Here is a 17917-nt window from a genome sequence, read left to right on the forward strand (position 1 = left end):
TTCATCAGGCATTGCGGTCGGTCACGGCGATCGCCAGTTCGGCCAGCCGTGTCGCGGCGGGCTCGGGCAGGTCGGTGTTCCGCAGAGTGGACATGGCCTCCTCGGTGAGCTCACTGATCCGCTCTTCCACGGCGCGTACGGCACCGAGCCGTTCGAACACCTCCCGCGCCTGTCGGACGCGTGCGGTCGTCAGTTCCATGTCACCCAGGACGGAACTCAGCACACCGAGTGACTCGTCATCGCCGAGCTGCCGCGCCCTGGTGAACGCCTCGGCCACCAGGAGGGTCCGCTTACCCTCGCGCAGGTCGTCCCCGGCCGGTTTACCGGTGATCTCGGGATCGCCGAACACACCGAGCAGATCGTCGCGGAGCTGGAAGGCCACGCCGAGGTCGGCACCGAAACGGCTCAACGCAGTCAGGGTGGCCCTGTCGGCACCACCGATCTCGGCCCCGAACTGCAACGGACGTTCCACGGTGTAGGAGGCGGCCTTGAGCTCGTCGATCCGCAGTGCGGACGCCGGGCTCTCGTCGCCGCGAGCCTGGCCGAGGATGTCGAGATACTGCCCAGCGAGCACTTCGGTGCGCATGGACTGCCAGGGCTGCAATGCCCGCACCATGGAGTCGTTGGGGAGTCCCGCGGAACGCATCATGTCGTCGGCCCAGGTCAGCGCCAGGTCACCGAGGAGTACCGCGGCTGCGGTGCCGAACCGGCGCGCGGAGCCGTCCCAGTGCTCGCTGCGATGCCTTTCGGCGAACTCGACGTGGACGGTGGGATTGCCGCGCCGGGTATCGGAGGCGTCGATGAGGTCATCGTGCATCAGGGCGCACGCCTGAATCAGTTCCAGAGAGCTGGCCGCCCGGAGCATCGCGGTCGCCTGCGGCCCCTCCGCGGAACCACCTGCCGCGCGCCAGCCCCACCAGGCGAATGTGGGTCGGATGCGCTTGCCTCCGTCGAGGACGAAGCGAGCGAGCTTCCGAGCGGCCTCGGCAAAGGCGGGATCGAGGCCACGACATTCGGTAACCCGGATCTCCAGATAGTCGGCCAGTGTTTCCTGCACGTGGCCGGGCAGGTCGATGTCCACGGTGACGACGTCCTCGGTGACGGCTTGCTCGACGGCCAGATCCTGTGCGTGCATCCGACCATCGTCCGCGATGCCGCATCCGGAGGGCACGAAGGGGTGTGGCTTCGGTTGTGGAACCGCGCCGGACGCTCACAGCCGGTAGGAGACCGCTGTACACAGCGAATACGGCGAGGCGCCTTGGTGCGGCATCGGGATGTGCACAGCATGGACAGCGGTACGGCTGTCGGCTACGAAATCTCCTCGAGAGCCTCCCGACGCATCCGACGATGACTGAACAGGGCAAGTACCGCGACCAGCAGGGCCACCCCGATGGCCACAGCGCCGACGAAGGTGGTCCAGCCGAGCCAGACGGTGCCTTCGCTGGTGTTGGAGAACTGGAAGGTGGCCGAAATCCGAGTGACCTCTCCGGGCTTCGGTCGCCAGCTCACCAGCCCGGAGCTGGCATGACCATTGGTAGTGGTGATCTCGCCCGGCGTGTTGATCTCGAGCAGTACGGAGGAATCGGTCCTCGCCAAGGGCGTCAGGTCCACTGATCCCTGCACCATGACCAGCGATCCCGTACGGCTGAGGTCGAAACGATACCGGGACTCGGCGTTGCTCAGTGTTCTGCCGAGCCGCTCCACCTCGTTGAAGGTCAGCCGCGTGAACGAGAGCTTCGTTCCGGATCGCCCCTTGTCCTCGTACGGCGATACCTGCACGCGCTCGGCCAGGCCCCGTGGCGGTCGCAGCCGCAACGGCTCCTGCCCGGCAACAGTGGGCACCGTCACCAGGACCTGCCCGGACACTCGGTCGTTCTCGGAAATGGTCAGGGACACGTTCGCGTTCAGACAGCCACTCACCAGTACCGCCACGAGTGTGCCGAGCAGCAGCACCATCATCCGACGCCGATGTCCGGCGCGCCGAAACCCGCAGCCCGGAAGCCTGCCGCGCCGCTGTCCGCCGATTCCCCGTGTTGCCTCCCGCACCCTTCTGATCGTGCCATCCGAGCACGGATTTCACCGGGTGCGATCGGGTGGCACGCACCGATGCGCAATCGTGGTCGAAGATCGATCGCACAGCGCGATAGCGTTCCCGGTATGCCATCCGATCAGCACGGTGTCCACCAGATCAGCGACCGGTTCGTGGAGGAACTGGCCGAACTCGACCCGATCACGGCAACCGCTCTCGGGATTCCGGGCGAGGACGAGAAACTGACCGATTACTCTCCGGACGGGCATCGTGCGCGTGCCGAACTGGCACGTCGAGCGGTGACCGACGCGGCCGCGGCCGAGCCCACCGATGAATCGGAACGGGTCGCACAGGCCGTGTTCCTGGAACGAGTCGGCCTGGACGTCGAATTGCACGATGCGGGTGCCGACATGTCCTCGCTGAACGTGATCGCCAGCCCGGTGCAGGATCTGCGCCAGGTGTTCGACCTGATGCCCACCGACACCGCAGAGCAGTGGCGAACCGTTGCCCGGCGCCTCTCGGCGATGCCCTCGGCGGTCCGCGGACTGAAAGCAGGACTGGCCCGGGCCGCTGCGGACGGCAACGTCGCGGCGGCGCGACAGGTCAAGCGTGTCGCCGAGCAGTGTGAAACCTGGTCCGGTCGCAGTAGCGGAAAGTCGTTCTTCGCCTCGCTGGTGGCGCGGGCCGATGGCGTCGACCCGCCCCTGCGTGGAGAGCTGGAGACCGCTGCCGGACATGCGGCCGGGGCCTATGCGGACTTGGCGGAGTTCCTGCGCACCGAGCTGCTCCCGCAGGCACCCACCAAAGACGCGGTCGGTGAACAGCGGTACCGGCTGTGGTCGCGCTTTTTCACCGGTGCCGAGCTGGACCTGCGGGAGGCGTACGACTGGGGCTGGCGTGAGTTCGCCGCGATCGAGGCCGAGATGAAGCAGGTCGCCGACCGGATCAAACGCGGGGCGACCCTGGCCGAGGCCGCGGCGGCCCTCGACGCCGACCCGTGCTACCGGGTTCACGGCCAGGAAGCTTTTGCCGGATGGATGCAACGGCTGTCGGATCAGGCGCTACGGGACCTGCGCGAGACCCAGTTCGAGATCCCCGAAGAACTGATGAACCTGGAATGCCGCATCGCTCCGCCCGGCGGCGGTGTCGGTGCTTACTACACCGGCCCGACGGACGACTTCTCGCGCCCCGGCCGGATGTGGTGGTCGGTACCCGCCGACAAGGAGGAATTCCCGACCTGGCGAGAGGTCTCGACCGTGTACCACGAAGGCGTCCCCGGCCATCATCTCCAGGTCGCCACGTCGGTGCATCAGTCGCAGCGCTTGAACAAGTTCCAGCGGCTGGCCTGCTTCGTGTCCGCACACGGTGAAGGTTGGGCACTGTACGCGGAGCGGCTGATGCGCGAACTCGGATACCTGGCCGACGACGGCAACCTGCTCGGCATGCTCAATGACCAGTTGTTCCGCGCCGCCCGGGTGATCGTGGACATCGGTATGCACCTGGAACTGGAGATTCCGAAGGGGACGAATTTCCACGAGGGCGACCGGTGGACCCCCGAGCTGGGCCTGGAATTCATGCTCACCAGGACCATCACGGATCCCTCCCACGTGCGGGACGAGATCGACCGGTATCTCGGCTGGCCGGGGCAGGCACCCTCGTACAAACTCGGTGAACGTCTGTGGCTGGCGGCTCGCGATGATGCCCGCGAGCGCCATGGTGCGGCGTTCGACCTCAAGGCCTTCCACCGGGATGCGTTGCGGATGGGGGCGATGGGGCTGGACACCCTGCGACGGCAACTCGCGTTGCTGTGAGTGCGGCTGCGGTCGGAACCCGTGATCGGTTCTATGTAGCGCGCAGGCCCCCGGCTTTAGCCGTGGGGTTAGCGCATTAAACGCACGACCAACAGCACCATACGGGCTGCCCGAGCGACAATAGGTAGCGACGTGCTGTTTAGCGTCAGTCGTGGCCGTTACACCGCGCTCGAACTCGAACGTGACCTTCCAATGCGCGTTCCACGTGGTGTGGTGCCCGAAATACCGCCGGAACATCATCGGCGGACGCATGGAGCAACGGCTGAAACAGATCATCCGCGAAGTCATCGACGAGAAGGGATCGTGGCTGGTGGAACTCGAAACGATGCCGGACCACGTGCACCTTCTGGTCGAGGTGGACCCGCAGTACGGGGTGCACAAGCTGGTCAAGGCCATCAAGGGCCGGTCGTCGCGGGAGCTGCGGCAGGAGTTTCCGCGGCTGCGGGCGAAACTGCCGACGCTGTGGACGAACGCCTACTTCGTGGCCACGGTCGGCGGCGCACCGTTATCCACGATCCGTCGCTACGTCGAACAGCAGAAGAAGCGGTAAGCCGATGCTGACGGGACGAAAGTACAAGCTGCTCACTGACGATCAGGCCGCGTACGCGGAGCAGATCGGGAACGTGTGTCGGTCGGTGTGGAACACCGGCCTGGCCCAGCGGCGCGAGTACCGTCGGCGCGGCGCGTGGATGAACTACCACCCGGCAAGCCGGAGAACTGGCCGAGGCCAAACGCGAACGTCCGTGGCTGGCGGAAGCGCCGTCGCACGTATTGCAGCAGACGCTGAAAGACCTGGATGCGGCCTGCCGGGATCACGGCACGTTCCGGGTGCACTGGTGCTCGAAACGCCGTTGGAACCCGTCGTTCCGGTTCCCGGCTGGCAACCACATCACCGTGGAGCGGTTGGGCAAGCGGAAGGCCCGGGCGGAGCTGCCAAAGCTCGGCTGGGTGTCGTTTCGCTGGTCACGCCACCTGGACGGGCAGGTGCGGTCGGTCACGTTATCCCGCGACGGACGGCACTGGTTCGTGTCGTTCCTCGTGGAGGATGGCAAGCAGACACCGCAGCAGCACCCGAGTGAGAGCGTGGTCGGGGTGGACCGGGGTGTGGCCGCTGCGGTGGCTTGCTCGGACGGCACCATGCGGGACCGCCAGTTCGCCGCACCCGGCGAGCAGCGTCGGTATCGGCGGTTGCAGCAGAAACTTGCCCGGCAGCAGAGGGGGTCCGCGAACCGGCAGAAGACCGTGGCGAAGATGAACCGCATCAAGCGCCGCGAACGCGACCGGCGTGACGACTTCACCGCCTGGACCGGCAGCCGTCTCGCCGGCCTGCACGGCACGGTGGCGTTGGAGGACCTGCGGACCCGTAACATGACCGGCATCGCGAAAGGCACCGTCGAACAGCCTGGTTCGCAGGTGCGGCAGAAGGCGGGGTTGAACCGGGCCATCTTGGACAAGGGGTGGCACGAGCTCGAACTCGCGTTGCGCAGCGCGGCGCGGTATACGGGCGCGAGGACTGTGGAGGTACCGGCTGCGTACACGTCGCAAACGTGTTCTCGCTGCCGCCGTGTGGACCCGGTATCGCGTGAAAGCCAAGCGCGGTTCCGGTGCACCACCTGCGGACACTGCGAGAACGCGGACGTGAACGCAGCCAAGAATGTATTGGCCGACGGGCTGTCGGTGTCAGCCTGTGGAGACTCGCCGTCGGGTGGGTCTGTGAAGCAGGAACTAGCGGGAACCCGTGAGGTATTACCGCACCGACCCGCCGCGTAACGCGCGAGAGTTGGAATCCACCGGCTTTAGCCGTGTGGAGGACGTCAAGGTTCCGGCCGCTCAGCCCGAAGCTTCGAGGGGCAACTTGCGCCCGAGAACGGCAAAGGGGCGCGGATCACCGGTGAAGCGATAGTCGCGGAGGAGATCGGTGAAGCCGACCCGGCGGTACAGTGCCCAGGCCCGGGTCGGCCCTTCCGGAGTGGACAGCAGCACCGCCCGCCCTTCGGCACCGTCGAGCAGCCTGCGCAGGATGGTTTCGCCGAGTCCGCCGCCCTGACTGTCCGGCCGCACGTGCAGCTCGGTCAGCTCGAAGTAATTGCTCATCCACGCCTCGACGTGCGCGGCGGGGAAAGCGGTGAGCATCCCCCGGTGCACCTGCTCGTGCCACCATTGGCCCGGGGCGCCGAGATAGCCGTATCCGATACCGATGAGCTCGTCGTGCGAGTCGAACGCACCGATACAGCGCCAGCCCGGTCGCAGCATGTGCGCCGACCACATGGGGGCGCGCTGTTGCGCGGTGGCGGTCGGATAGCCCATTGCCGTGACGTAGAGCTGTACGGCTTCGGTGAGACGGGCACGAAGCTGGTCGGTGGACAGTTCCACCACTCGGTCACATCGGGGAGAGGGCGCAGCGCTCACGGTTCGCACACTAAGGGGTCGGCCCGAACCATGTGCCGTCCGGTCGGGTGAGTGCTGTGGCCGCGAGGAACGCGACGCCGAGTAGCCGGAACCGACGTGCACATCCGAGGCATGTCATTCGAACTGGTGATCTATGGCGGAGCTCTTGAATCGTGTCCGCAGCGGACGCTAATCTCAATGTGTTCGAACTGAAGTTCGACCGGCCAACCACGGTCGACCCGAGCGCAGGGCTTCGACACACCTCCGAGACGAGGTGGGCGATGCTCTGGCGGCGGTTCGAGCGCGGTCCGGCGGTGGTGTGGGGGAAGCACACCACCGCCGGGCACCGCCGGCTTCCCCACGGCTGAACAAGAACGTGCTGGTGCTCCCATGCGACCGACGGTGCGAAAAAGCGCTTTCCGACCGGACGGGCCCACCACCAAGCACCCCGCCAGGAACAACGACTCGCCAGGAATGCCGATGCCGGTCTCCACCCCCCAGCCGATCCCGGAGCAACGCCGCCACGGTCGCCGCACCCACGGCGCCCTACGCCACCACGAGCACAGCTTCACCCGGAACAACGCCACGAACCGGCCCCCACTGGTCGACCACGGGCGGATGCTCGATCTGCTCGAGTTCGAAGGACGGTTACTGGTCGCCGCCACACACGATGCGCATCCCGACTCGCCGGCTGCCGGAGTCTGCGGACGCACCCTGGCGGAAACCGTTCGCCACGCCGGTGACCAGTGCGAGGACACGCTGACCCGGATGGGCACCACCGCCTCCACAGCCTCTGCCGTACCGAAAGCACCGAGGAAGACAGCACCGAACAGGACACCGCCCACGGACGGCAGCAAGCGCGAACTGGCGGGGCGCTTCACGGCCAGGCTGGCCGATCTGCTCGCCGAGTTCGGTACGCGACCGCCCACCGACCCCTGCCCGACCTGGTGGCCCGACGATCCCAGCATCACCTTCTGGATCCGTCGCATGCTGCACGCGACGACCATGAACCGTGTGGACGCACAGACGGCCGCAGGGATACCGGTGACACCGGTAGCAGCCGACGTCGCCTGTGATGGCATCGACGAAGCACTGCGGCTCTGGTTCGGCTATCGCCTGGGCGTGCTCGGAGTGACCCCCTCCGACGCCTGGTCGCTCAGCGTGGTCACACACGACTACCACTGGAGGGTCGAGGCCGACCGCGAGCACACGACGGCCATGCGTGCAGAGCCGAACAGTGGCAGCGCGGAAGACGGTGCAGACGGTGTGATCACCGGTGCAGCCCCGTCGGTCTACCTGTGGCTATGGGGTCGCCTGCCGAACCGGATGATCGGCATCACCGGTGATCACGACGCCATCGCCCAACTCTGGAGCCTGCTCCGGCTGGCCACACGGTGAAGAACGTGAACCCGCCTACGGGCAGCCGGTCAGGCAGCTCTCCGCCCATGGGCGGGGTCAGCGCTTGCGCTGATCCCACAACCAGCGCACCGCGAGAACGAGCACGGACAGCAGAATGACGATGAAGACCAGCCGCCCCGCCCACGAGGACAGTCCGGTCGGGTCACCCTGCAGGAAAAGCGAGTCGCCCCGCAGGAGGAGCGGGTCACCGCGCAGGAGGAGCACACCACCAGATTACCGGTCCTCTAGCCTGGTGGGAGGCCTCGCCGACCTGGAGAATCATGCGTCATACCGTTTTCCGCCGCCGAATGATCGAAGAGTTCGGTGAGATCCGCGCCGACACACTGGCCCAGGACTTCGTCCTGTCCTCGCTCGACCAGCGCACCCCGAACCAGGCGCTGGAAGCCGGGGTGGAACCCAAACGCGTGTGGCTCGCGCTGTGCGAGACGTTCGAGGTACCGCCCGAACGTCGCTGAACGGGGCGGACGAGGGCCGCTGAATCGGGGGTTACCGAGCCGATGCCCTCCTCTCGGCGTGTCGCTTACCGCTTCGAACACGCGTTCGTCTATGATGTATCCACAGGGGGCCGGGTTGTCCACAGATTCGCAGACCCGCAGGTGGAGTGTCGGCCCCAGCCCGTAGCGTCGGTTTCGACACGACAACGTTCGACTCGATCGAGGTGGACCCGGAGATGGCAGCAACATCCGACAAGGGCCCCGACAAGGGGAAGGCCCTGGAGCTCGCCCTCGCCCAGATCGACAAGCAGTTCGGCAAGGGATCGGTGATGCGGCTCGGCGAGGATTCGCGGCCACCGGTCGCGGCCATCCCGACCGGGTCCATCTCGCTGGATGTGGCACTCGGTGTCGGAGGCTTGCCGCGCGGCCGGATCGTCGAGATCTTCGGCCCGGAAAGCAGCGGTAAGACCTCGGTGGCCCTGCATGCCGTGGCCGGTGCGCAGAAGGAGGGCGGTACCGCCGCGTTCATCGACGCCGAGCACGCTCTCGACCCGGAGTACGCGAAGGCGATCGGGGTGGACACCGACTCCCTGCTGGTCTCCCAGCCCGACACCGGTGAGCAGGCGCTGGAGATCGCGGACATGCTGATCCGCTCCGGCGCACTGGACATCATCGCCATCGACTCGGTGGCCGCGCTGGTTCCGCGCGCCGAGATCGAGGGCGAGATGGGCGACAGCCACGTCGGTCTGCAGGCCCGTCTGATGAGCCAGGCACTGCGCAAATTGACCTCGGCTTTGTACAGTGCACAAACCACAGCCATTTTCATCAACCAACTCCGCGAAAAAGTCGGGGTGATGTTCGGATGTATGCATTACTCCACTCGGGTGACGCTTGCGGACGGTTCTCAGGAAAAGATCGGCAAGATCGTCAACCAGAAGATGGACGTCGAGGTGATGTCCTACGATCCGGAATCAGATCGGATCGTTCCTCGCAAGATCGTGAATTGGTTCAACAACGGCCCGACGGACGAATTCCTTCAATTTACCGTCGCCAAGTCCGGCAAGAACGGTCGGTCGCAGTTTGCCGCCACAGCCAATCATCTGGTTCGTACACCCGGTGGTTGGCGCGAGGCCGGGGAGTTGATGGCCGGAGACCGGCTGCTGACCTCGGAAGAGCATGTGCTCGGCGATCAACAGTGGCAGGTTGTACTCGGGTCCTTGATGGGCGACGGCAGTCTCTCGCCGAACCAACGGGACCGTCATGGTGTGCGGTTCCGGACGGGACACGGCGCTCAGCAGACTGCATACCTCGATTGGAAGACGGAACTGCTCGGCAACGTCGCGCACAGCCGTACCGAGAACACCAAGGGCGCTGCCTTCGCCGACTTCACGCCGCTGCCGGAGCTTCACGAACTGTACGAGGCGGTGTATTTCGGTGACGGCAAGAAGCATCTTTCCTGGGACTACCTCAAAGCCCTGACTCCGTTGGCTCTTGCTGTTTGGTACATGGACGACGGATGTTTCACCCTGCGCTCGAAGAGAGCGCAGGAGCGCACGCACGGAGGTAGTGGCCGGATCGAGATCTGCCTCGAAGCGATGAGTCCGGGCAGTCGGGAACGGATCGTGGAATATCTGCGCGACACCCACGATCTGGATGTCAAGCTCACCAACCGTGGGCAGCGTGGAGTGTCGGTACTCCAGTTCTCCACTGCCGCCACAGCGAAATTCCAGGAATTGATCGCACCGTACGTGCATCCGTCAATGGAATACAAGCTGCTGTCTCGTTACCGAGGGCAGTGTGGTGTGCAGCCGACTTTTGTCGATCCGGAGATGCGATTGGTCCCGGCGCGGATCCTCGATATTCACGTCAAGCCCGAGACCCGAGGTATGAATCGGTTCGATATCGAGGTCGAAGGAAATCACAATTACTTCGTCGACGGTGTCATGGTCCACAACTCGCCCGAGACGACCACGGGTGGTAAGGCGCTGAAGTTCTACTCGTCGGTGCGGCTGGACGTGCGCCGGATCGAGACGCTGAAGGACGGCTCTGACGCGGTGGGCAACCGCACTCGGGTGAAGGTCGTCAAGAACAAGGTCAGCCCGCCGTTCAAGCAGGCCGAGTTCGACATCATCTACGGGCACGGCATCAGCCGCGAGGGTTCGTTGATCGACATGGGTGTCGAACAGAGCTTCATCCGCAAGTCCGGGGCCTGGTACACCTACGAGGGCGACCAGCTCGGTCAGGGCAAGGAGAACGCTCGCAAGTTCCTGCGGGACAATCCGGACGTCGCCAACGAGATCGAGAAGCGGATCAAGGAGAAGCTGGGCATCGGGGCGGCGAATCCGGAATCGGAGGCATCCGAGTCCGATACCGAGGCCGCTCCGGTCGATTTCTGATCCTGTCCGTCATGAGCACCGAGGATTCGGGACACCGTGGAAGTGATCTCCGCCGACGCTTCCACGGTGACCGGGACACCGGCACCGATCGGCTACCGGATGAGGGCAGTGCTCCGGGCGAGGGCGGTGCCTCGGAGGGGCACGGGCAGCAGAGCTCGCAGTCGTCCGGAGCTCCCGAGCAGCTCGCTCGGGACACCGTGTACCGGCTCCTGGCGGCGCGGGCCCGAAGCCGCTCCGAGCTCCGGCAAGCGCTACTGCGCAAGGGGATCGAGGATGACATCGCCGAAGGCGTGCTGCAGAAGTTCGAGGACGCGGGGCTGGTTGACGATGCCGCCTTCGCGGAAAGCTGGGTGCGCCAACGGCACGAGTACCAGGGACTCGGGCGCAGGGCGCTGAGTGCCGAGTTGCGCCGTAAGGGCGTGGACGATCAGGCGGTCGTCGAAGCTTTGTCCGGTGTGGACGCTGATGCGGAGGCGCAGCGAGCGCGGGAGCTGGTGCGGCGCAAGCTGCGCGGAATGCGTGTCGACGATCCCACCACGAGGACTCGTCGTCTGGTGGCGATGCTGGCACGCAAGGGCTACAGCGAGGCGCTGGCTTTCCGCGTCGTCCGGGAAGAAACCGAGGACTCCGATGTGGACGCTATGGAGATGGACGGTTCGGAGTTCGGCGACCGGGACGGATGATCCGATGTTTGGTCGGTGCGGTCGGTGGCTCGTAGGGTCGCTGGGTGACGAGTTTGACCACAGCGCCGGGTGCGCGCCACATCGTGTGGGACTGGAACGGCACGCTCCTCGACGATAATGCCGCCGTGGTCTCGGCGGTGAACAAGGTCTGTGCCGCATTCGGTTGCGAGCATATCGATCTCGATCGGTGGCGTGCGGTGTTCGGTCGCCCGCTGCGGCGGGCCTATGAGCATGTGCTGGGGCGGGTGCTCGATGAGCACGACTGGGCGCGGATCGATGTGCTGTACCACGAGGCCTACCGCGAGTTGCTGCACACCTGTGGTCTGGCCCGCGGTGTGCCCGGTGCGTTGCGGGAGTGGATCGGTTCGGGGCGTACCCAGTCGCTGCTGTCGATGTGGTTCCACGAGGAGCTGCTCGCGCTGGTGGAGGACTTCGGGTTGAACGCGTTGTTCACTCGTGTCGATGGGCTGCGCGCCGAGATCGGGGGCGGTTCGAAGGCGGGGCATTTGACCGAGCACGTCACTGCGCTCGGGATCGATCCTGCCGAGATCGTTCTCATCGGTGACGTGGCCGATGATGCGTACGCCGCCGAGCAGGCGGGTGCGGATTGCGTTTTGTTGACCACCGGTGTGATGGCGCGGCCTGCTCTCGAAGCCACGGGTTTTCCGGTGGTCGACTCGATCGCCGAGGCACTCGAGACGATCGGTGCCGAGTCCGCTGCCCGGGGTAGGGACGGTTGATCTTGGTGGGCGGAAGTTTTTCCCGGAAACTTCCGCCCCACCCGCAGTCCTGTTCGTTCAGCCGAGTTCGACGGCTTGCCGGGCCAGTGCCTCGACACGGCTCCACTCGCCTGTGGTGAGCGCGTCGCGGGGAGTCAGCCAGGAACCGCCGATGCAGCGCACGTTGGGCAGTGTGAGGTAGTTCGGCGCGTTCTGCGGGGTGATTCCCCCTGTCGGGCAGAATCGCAGGTCCGGTAGCGGCCCGGTGAGGGCCTTCAGGTAGGGCACGCCGCCGCTGGGTTCGGCGGGGAAGAACTTCAGTGCCCGTGCGCCGCGTTCGGCCAGGCGCAGTGCTTCCGAAACGGTGCTGATGCCGGGCAGGCCGGGCAGACCGGTGTCGTCGACCTCGTCGAGGAGCCGTTCCGTGCAGCCGGGGGTGACCAGGTAGCGGGCACCGGCTTTGGCTGCTTTTTCCGCTTGTCCCGGTTCGGTGATGGTTCCCGCGCCGACGACGATGTCGGGAACTTCGGCGGTGATCCGTTCGATGGCGGGCAGTGCCGCTGGTGTGCGCAGGGTGACCTCGATGGTGCGCAGTCCGCCGCGCAGCAGGGCCTGTGCGGTGGGGACGGCGTGCTCGGCATCGTCGAGGACGACCACGGGGATGACGGGGCTGAGATCGAGGATCTCGGTGGCAGTGTTCATGGTGGAGTTTTTCCGTTCGGTTGCCCTCGGTTCGGGGATGAGTCAGGCCGACACGTCACTCGGCGAGGGTTGGGGCTCGAGTGGGGGGAAGACGCTCGCGCCCTGGTCGGCGCGGCCGACCGTCCGGCGGAATGCCGCGAACAGTTCGCGTCCGGTGCCGAACTGGCCGGAGGTGGCTCCGGAGGCGGGGTGCCGGGAGGCGAGTTCGTCGTCGGGGACCAGTACTTCGAGGGTGCCGTGGTCGCTATCCAGTCGGACGATGTCGCCGTCTTGCAGTTTGGCCAGGGGGCCTCCCGAGGTGGCTTCGGGGGTGACCTGGATCGCGGCCGGGGTCTTGCCGGAGGCGCCGGACATGCGGCCGTCGGTGACCAGTGCGACCTGGTGTCCTCGGTCCAGGAGCACGCCCAGGCCGGGGCTGAGCCCGTGCAGTTCGGGCATGCCGTTGGCTTGGGGGCCCTGGTTGCGGACCACCACGACGACGTCGTGGTCCAGTTCGCCCGCCTGGAATGCGGTGGTGAACTGGTGCTGATCGTCGAAGACCCGTGCCGGTGCGGTGACGTTGCGGTTCTCCGGCTTCACGGCCGAGACCTTGATGACCGAGCGTCCGAGGTTGCCGTCGAGGACGCGCAGGCCGCCGTCCGGTGCGAAGGGCTCGGCCACGCTGCGCAGGACGTCGGTGTCCAGGCTGTGCCGGGGGCCGTCGCGCCACACCAGTTCGTCGTTTTCGAGGAAGGGCTGCTGCCGGTACCGGTCGAGTCCGTGGCCTGCCACGGTGTGCACGTCCGGGTGCACCAGTCCCGCGTCGAGTAGTTCGCCGACGAGGGTTTGTACTCCGCCTGCGGCGGTGAAGTGGTTGATGTCGGCGGAGCCGTTCGGGTAGACGCTGGCCAGCAGTGGTACGACGGCCGAAAGGTCGGCGAAGTCGTCCCAGGTCAGTTCGATTCCTGCGGCGGCGGCGATCGCGACCAGGTGCATGGTGTGGTTGGTGGAGCCGCCGGTGGCCAGCAGTGATACCACGCCGTTGACCACGGCTCGCTCGTCCACGATCTCGCCGATGGAGGCCGCGTTCTCGTCGCGCGTGGCTTGGACGACGCGGCGCGCGGCTTCCTCGGTGAGGGCTTTGCGCAGCGGTGTGCCGGGGGCGACGAAGCTGGCGCCGGGAAGGTGCAGCCCCATCATCTCGACGACGAGCTGGTTGGAGTTGGCGGTGCCGTAGAACGTGCAGGTGCCGGGGGAGTGGTACGAGGCGGATTCGGCTTCCAGCAGGTCGTCACGGGTGGCCTTGCCTTCGGCGAAGAGTTGGCGGATGCGGCTCTTCTCGCTGTTGGGCAGGCCGGAGGCCATCGGCCCGGCGGGGACGAGCATGGTGGGCAGGTGGCCGAAGGAGAGTCCGCCGATGAGCAGGCCGGGCACGATCTTGTCGCAGATGCCGAGTAGCAGGGCGCCGTCGAACATCTCGTGGGACAGGGCGACGCCGGTGGCCATCGCGATGACGTCGCGGGAGAACAGGGACAGTTCCATGCCGGTGCGTCCCTGGGTGATCCCGTCGCACATGGCGGGCACGCCACCGGCGAACTGGGCGACACCGCCGGCGGCTCGGGCGGCGTCCTTGAGCCAGTCCGGGAACTCCGCGTAGGGCTTGTGCGCCGACAGCATGTCGTTGTAGGCGGACACGATCGCGACACCGGGCCGGACCAGGCCCTTGACGGACTGCCGGTCGGTTCCGCTGATCGCTGCGAACCCGTGGGCGAGATTGCTGCAGCCCATGTTCGCACGGGCAGGGCCGTCGCCCTTCGCTGCCTCGGTCCGGTCGAGGTAGGCGCGGCGGGTGTGTTCGCTGCGTGCCGCGATGCGGTCGGTGACCTGCTGAACTACCGGATGGATGGGCGCGTGCGCCATTCCTCGCCTCCTGCCGTGTTGGGAACAAAGCACATGAGAGCGACGACGCTGGCGCCTCCGGTGGCTGGACCTCTTCGACTCTATCGTGTGTGGCACAGGTGTCAAAATCGGTCAAGTGAACGACTTCGGCGGCCCGGTGATGTCTGGACAACGGCTCGGCGGATCGTGAGGATGATCGTCCATGGGGAGTCGTGTGGTTGCGGTGGTGGTGTCCGCGGGGATGCTGCTGGTGGCGTGCGGGCAGGTGGGCGGTCCGGAAAAGCAGACGCCGGAAAACTCGGCTCCGACGCCGGTTTCCGCGCGTCCGGAGGTCACGAGGGTGGCCCCGTCGTCGGCCGACCCGGTGGAGGTTCGGGGCTCGCCGACGATCGCCGGGATCCGCAAGCGGGGCACGCTACTGGTGGGGCTGCGCTCGGACGTCCCGAAGCTCGTGCAGCGCGACAGTGGCGAGTACACCGGTTTCGATGTACAGGTGGCGCGGATACTCGCCGGGGGCTTGGGGCTCGATCCCGAAACCCAGGTGGCGTTCCGGTGGCTGCCGCCGACATTGCGCGTGGAGGCGGTTGCGGGCGGCAGCGTGGACATCCAGCTCGGTGGTGTCGATCCGGGAGCGTCCCGTGTGGCGAGGGTGGGACCGTACGCGCTGACGGGGCCGCGGGGAGCGGCCACCGCGCACTTCCTCGCTGTCCCGCCTCGCGATGCCGCGCTGCGCGAGGAACTTCGGCGCATCCTCGCTCGGGCCGTGGCCGAAGGGCGATGGCGACGCGCCTATGAGTCCACCCTCGGCGAGGCAGGGGTTCCCGCACGGCCACCGGACCTGGGTCCCTGAGCGGGTGTGCCGGTTTTCCGGCACACCCGCATACCTCCACCAGGGCTTACCGGACGTTGGCTAGTTTCCGGTGGCGGCACCCACCGGTTCCTGCTTCTTCGCCGGTGTGGTGGTTGTTCGGCGGCCCCGGCCGAGACGCCGCTCGGTGAACACCGCCAGCCGGCTCAGCGAGTGGTTGATGGCGATGAAGACCAGCGCGATGACGAAGTAGACCTGAATCGGGTTGTCCAGGTTCTGGATCACGTACTTGCCCTGTTGGACGAATTCCGGGTAGCTGATGACGTAGCCCAGCGAGGTGTCTTTGAGGACCACCACGAGCTGGCTGATCAGAGCGGGCAGCATCGCCCGGAACGCCTGCGGCAGCAGCACCGTGAGCAGCACCTGGCTGCGCCGCATCCCGATGGCGTAGGCGGCCTCGCTTTGACCCTTGGGCAGCGAGAGAACGCCCGCACGGACGATCTCGGCGATGATCACCGAGTTGTAGGCGGTCAGGCCGATCACCAGGTACCACAGCAGCGGCAGGTCCAGGCCGTAGTCGGGAAGGACTCGTGCGGCGAAGAAGATCGTCATGACGACCGGCACGCCACGCAGGAGTTCGACCACGCCGACGACCGCCCACCGGTACCAGGCGGCGCTGGTGATTCGGGTCAGCGCCAGTGCCGTGCCGATCACGAGCGAGAGCGCGATCGAGAGCGCCGCGGCTTGCAGGGTGTTGACCAGTCCCTGGGCGAGCAGGTTCCACACCGGCCCGAATGTGGCGTTCGTCGGGTCGATCAGCGGTCCCCACTTGTCCACGGTGAACTGCCCCGCTGCGGCGAGTCGCAGCACGGCCCAGACGGCGACACCGATCAGCACCGCACTCACGGCGATACTCGTGAACAGGGCGCGACGCTTGGCGCGGGGACCGGGGGATTCGTACAGCACCGAGGTCGTCATCGGGCGACCGCCACCTTCCGCTCCAGGATCCCGAGCAGGAGACCCGCGGGAATCGTGATGATCAGGTAGCCGAGTACCACACCGGTCAGCACCGGCAGTGCCGCTTCTCCTTGGGCGGAGGTGAGGTTCTCCCCGACGGAGAAGAGGTCTCCGCCGATGCCGAACGCACCGGCGATCGCCGAGTTCTTGATCATGGCGATGAGGACGCTGCCCAGCGGGGGGATGACCGAGCGCACCGCTTGCGGCAGCACGATCAGCGACAGGGACTGGCCGAAGCCGAGTCCGATGGCGCGGGCCGCTTCGGCCTGGCCCGGGGGCACGGCGTTGATTCCGCTGCGGATGGCCTCGCACACGAACGCCGAGGTGTACAGGGCGAGCCCGAGCGTGCCGAACACGAAGTAACTGCCGTTGATGCCGAGTTCGGGCAGCCCGAAGGCCATGAAGAACAGCACCACCAGCAGTGGGCAGTTGCGGAATACGTTGACCCAGGAGGTGCCCACTGCACGCAGCGGAGCCAGTGGTGAGACGCGGAAGGCGGCCATGATCGTACCGAGCACGAGGGCGAGCAGCCCCGAGTACAGGCAGATCCGCAGGGTCGTGGCGAGGCCGTTCAGGTAGAGGGGGAGGTTGTCGGTGATGACGCGCACGGTTCACTCCGGCCTTGCGGGGGCACCGGCTGTGGCCCGCGCCCCCGCTGCAGGTACGGGTCAGCTGCAGGTGTTCAGCTCGGGTAGCTGGGGGGTGTCCTCGGAGACCTTGCCCGCGGTGGCCTCCCATGCCTTCCGGTAGGTGCCGTTCTGTGCGGCTTCGGTGAGTGTTTTGTTGATGAACTCGCAGAAGGCGACGTCACCCTTGGTGATCCCGACACCGTAGGGCTCTTCGGTGAAGGGTTTGCGGACCAGCTTGAACGCGCCGCCGCTTTCGTTGACGAGGCCGAGCAGGATGACGTTGTCGGTGGTCACGGCGTCCACCTGACCGGTCCGCAGGGCATCGGCGCACTTCGAGTAGACGTCGAAGAGGACGAGGTTGTCCGGGTCGATGTACTTCTTGATCTCCTCGGACGGTGTCGAGCCACGGGCCGAGCAGACCTTGGCGCCGGCCTCTCGCAGTGACTTCGGGCCGGTGATCTCGGTGTTGTCCGCCTTCACCATGAGGTCCTGGCCTGCCTGGTAGTACGGGCCTGCGAAGCTCACGCGCTGCGCGCGCTTGTCGTTGATCGTGTAGGTGGCCACGACCATGTCCACGCGGCCCTGCTCGATATAGCCTTCACGGCTCTTGCTCGGGGTCTTCACCCAGTTGATCTTGTCCGCGGGGATGCCGAGTCGGCCCGCGATGATCCGGGCGATTTCGACGTCGAAGCCCTGCATCGTGCCGTCCAGACCCTTGAGGCCGAACAGGGGCTGGTCGAACTTCGTGCCGACGGTGATCGTGCCTTGTTTGCTCAGTTTCGCCATCGTGGTGCCCGGCTCGAACGATGGGTTCTCGGCGACGGGTGCCTGGAACCGATCTTTTCCGCTGTCGCCGAGCTGATTGGTCGAGCCCGAGCCACAGGCGGTGAGCACGAGCCCCAGCGTCGCCGCCAGGACGGCGGTTACCCGGGTTCTCCTGGATGATCGCATGTCGTGTCCCTTTCTGTGTCCGACGGACAGCCGCTGTGGCGGCTGCGGCCTTC

Annotated in this window: 18 protein-coding genes and 1 pseudogene; 10 read left to right on the forward strand and 9 right to left on the reverse strand. The window is 66.4% G+C overall.

Annotation, left to right across the window (positions count from 1 at the left end):
- Positions 1-4 precede the first annotated feature (4 nt).
- The gene (locus JOF55_RS16390) at positions 5-1135 is read right to left on the reverse strand and encodes a polyprenyl synthetase family protein (protein WP_310275200.1); all 1131 of its coding nucleotides are present in this window, start codon (positions 1133-1135) and stop codon (positions 5-7) included.
- Positions 1136-1308: 173 nt separating this feature from the next.
- Positions 1309-2046, reverse strand: a complete 738-nt coding sequence (locus JOF55_RS16395) for a DUF3153 domain-containing protein (protein WP_310275202.1) — start codon at positions 2044-2046, stop codon at positions 1309-1311.
- 111 nt (positions 2047-2157) lie between these two features.
- Between JOF55_RS16395 and JOF55_RS16400 the strand changes: the two genes are divergently transcribed.
- The 4 genes and pseudogenes from JOF55_RS16400 (at position 2158) to JOF55_RS16410 (ending at position 5610) form a co-directional block, all read left to right on the forward strand.
- On the forward strand, positions 2158-3840 hold the full coding sequence (locus tag JOF55_RS16400; protein WP_310275204.1) for a DUF885 domain-containing protein: 1683 nt from the start codon (positions 2158-2160) through the stop codon (positions 3838-3840).
- 151 nt (positions 3841-3991) lie between these two features.
- Positions 3992-4390: an IS200/IS605 family transposase gene (gene tnpA, locus JOF55_RS16405; RefSeq protein ID WP_310275206.1), complete on the forward strand. Its 399-nt coding sequence runs from the start codon at positions 3992-3994 to the stop codon at positions 4388-4390.
- Positions 4391-4394: 4 nt separating this feature from the next.
- Positions 4395-4460: pseudogene (locus tag JOF55_RS24500) on the forward strand (hypothetical protein); the annotation flags it as partial.
- 151 nt (positions 4461-4611) lie between these two features.
- A complete protein-coding gene (locus JOF55_RS16410) occupies positions 4612-5610 on the forward strand; it encodes an RNA-guided endonuclease InsQ/TnpB family protein (protein WP_374727290.1) in 999 nt (332 codons plus the stop codon).
- 60 nt (positions 5611-5670) lie between these two features.
- Here the strand turns inward: JOF55_RS16410 and JOF55_RS16415 are convergent, their stop codons facing one another.
- Positions 5671-6249: a GNAT family N-acetyltransferase gene (locus tag JOF55_RS16415; protein ID WP_310275208.1), complete on the reverse strand. Its 579-nt coding sequence runs from the start codon at positions 6247-6249 to the stop codon at positions 5671-5673.
- Between the two features lie 459 nt (positions 6250-6708).
- Between JOF55_RS16415 and JOF55_RS16420 the strand changes: the two genes are divergently transcribed.
- Entirely contained in the window at positions 6709-7626 is a 918-nt protein-coding gene (locus tag JOF55_RS16420; protein ID WP_310275210.1) for a hypothetical protein, read from the forward strand.
- 57 nt (positions 7627-7683) lie between these two features.
- Here JOF55_RS16420 and JOF55_RS16425 read toward each other — a convergent pair whose 3' ends face one another.
- Entirely contained in the window at positions 7684-7851 is a 168-nt protein-coding gene (locus JOF55_RS16425) for a hypothetical protein (protein ID WP_310275211.1), read from the reverse strand.
- Positions 7852-7907: 56 nt separating this feature from the next.
- On the opposite strand from JOF55_RS16425, the gene JOF55_RS16430 reads away from it, so the two are divergent.
- From JOF55_RS16430 to JOF55_RS16455, 4 genes are all read left to right on the forward strand, one after another.
- On the forward strand, positions 7908-8102 hold the full coding sequence (locus JOF55_RS16430; protein ID WP_310275213.1) for a DUF3046 domain-containing protein: 195 nt from the start codon (positions 7908-7910) through the stop codon (positions 8100-8102).
- Positions 8103-8317: 215 nt separating this feature from the next.
- A complete protein-coding gene (gene recA / locus JOF55_RS24505; RefSeq protein WP_374727291.1) occupies positions 8318-10477 on the forward strand; it encodes an intein-containing recombinase RecA in 2160 nt (719 codons plus the stop codon).
- A gap of 11 nt (positions 10478-10488) precedes the next feature.
- Positions 10489-11160, forward strand: coding sequence for a regulatory protein RecX (locus JOF55_RS16450; RefSeq protein WP_310275214.1), 672 nt, complete (start codon positions 10489-10491; stop codon positions 11158-11160).
- A 44-nt stretch (positions 11161-11204) separates the two neighbouring features.
- Complete coding sequence (locus JOF55_RS16455) at positions 11205-11900, forward strand: HAD family hydrolase (RefSeq protein WP_310275216.1); 696 nt, start codon at positions 11205-11207, stop codon at positions 11898-11900.
- 57 nt (positions 11901-11957) lie between these two features.
- On the opposite strand, the gene eda is transcribed toward JOF55_RS16455, so the two are convergent.
- A complete protein-coding gene (gene eda / locus JOF55_RS16460; RefSeq protein ID WP_310275218.1) occupies positions 11958-12581 on the reverse strand; it encodes a bifunctional 4-hydroxy-2-oxoglutarate aldolase/2-dehydro-3-deoxy-phosphogluconate aldolase in 624 nt (207 codons plus the stop codon).
- Positions 12582-12623: 42 nt separating this feature from the next.
- Positions 12624-14480, reverse strand: coding sequence for a phosphogluconate dehydratase (gene edd / locus JOF55_RS16465; RefSeq protein WP_310275221.1), 1857 nt, complete (start codon positions 14478-14480; stop codon positions 12624-12626).
- A gap of 181 nt (positions 14481-14661) precedes the next feature.
- On the opposite strand from edd, the gene JOF55_RS16470 reads away from it, so the two are divergent.
- Positions 14662-15309: a transporter substrate-binding domain-containing protein gene (locus JOF55_RS16470; RefSeq protein WP_310275223.1), complete on the forward strand. Its 648-nt coding sequence runs from the start codon at positions 14662-14664 to the stop codon at positions 15307-15309.
- Between the two features lie 60 nt (positions 15310-15369).
- Here JOF55_RS16470 and JOF55_RS16475 read toward each other — a convergent pair whose 3' ends face one another.
- From JOF55_RS16475 to JOF55_RS16485, 3 genes are read right to left on the reverse strand one after another with little or no spacing between them, the layout of a single operon-like run.
- Positions 15370-16245, reverse strand: coding sequence for an amino acid ABC transporter permease (locus JOF55_RS16475; RefSeq protein WP_310275224.1), 876 nt, complete (start codon positions 16243-16245; stop codon positions 15370-15372).
- On the reverse strand, positions 16242-16892 hold the full coding sequence (locus JOF55_RS16480) for an amino acid ABC transporter permease (protein WP_310275225.1): 651 nt from the start codon (positions 16890-16892) through the stop codon (positions 16242-16244). Before JOF55_RS16480 ends, JOF55_RS16475 begins: the two co-directional genes overlap by 4 nt.
- Before the next feature lie 60 nt (positions 16893-16952).
- Positions 16953-17864 carry a glutamate ABC transporter substrate-binding protein gene (locus JOF55_RS16485; RefSeq protein WP_310275226.1) on the reverse strand — a complete coding sequence of 304 codons (912 nt, stop codon included), beginning with the start codon at positions 17862-17864 and terminating at the stop codon, positions 16953-16955.
- Between the last annotated feature and the right edge of the window lie 53 nt (positions 17865-17917).

It is taken from the genome of Haloactinomyces albus, assembly GCF_031458135.1.
Lineage (GTDB): Bacteria > Actinomycetota > Actinomycetes > Mycobacteriales > Pseudonocardiaceae > Haloactinomyces > Haloactinomyces albus.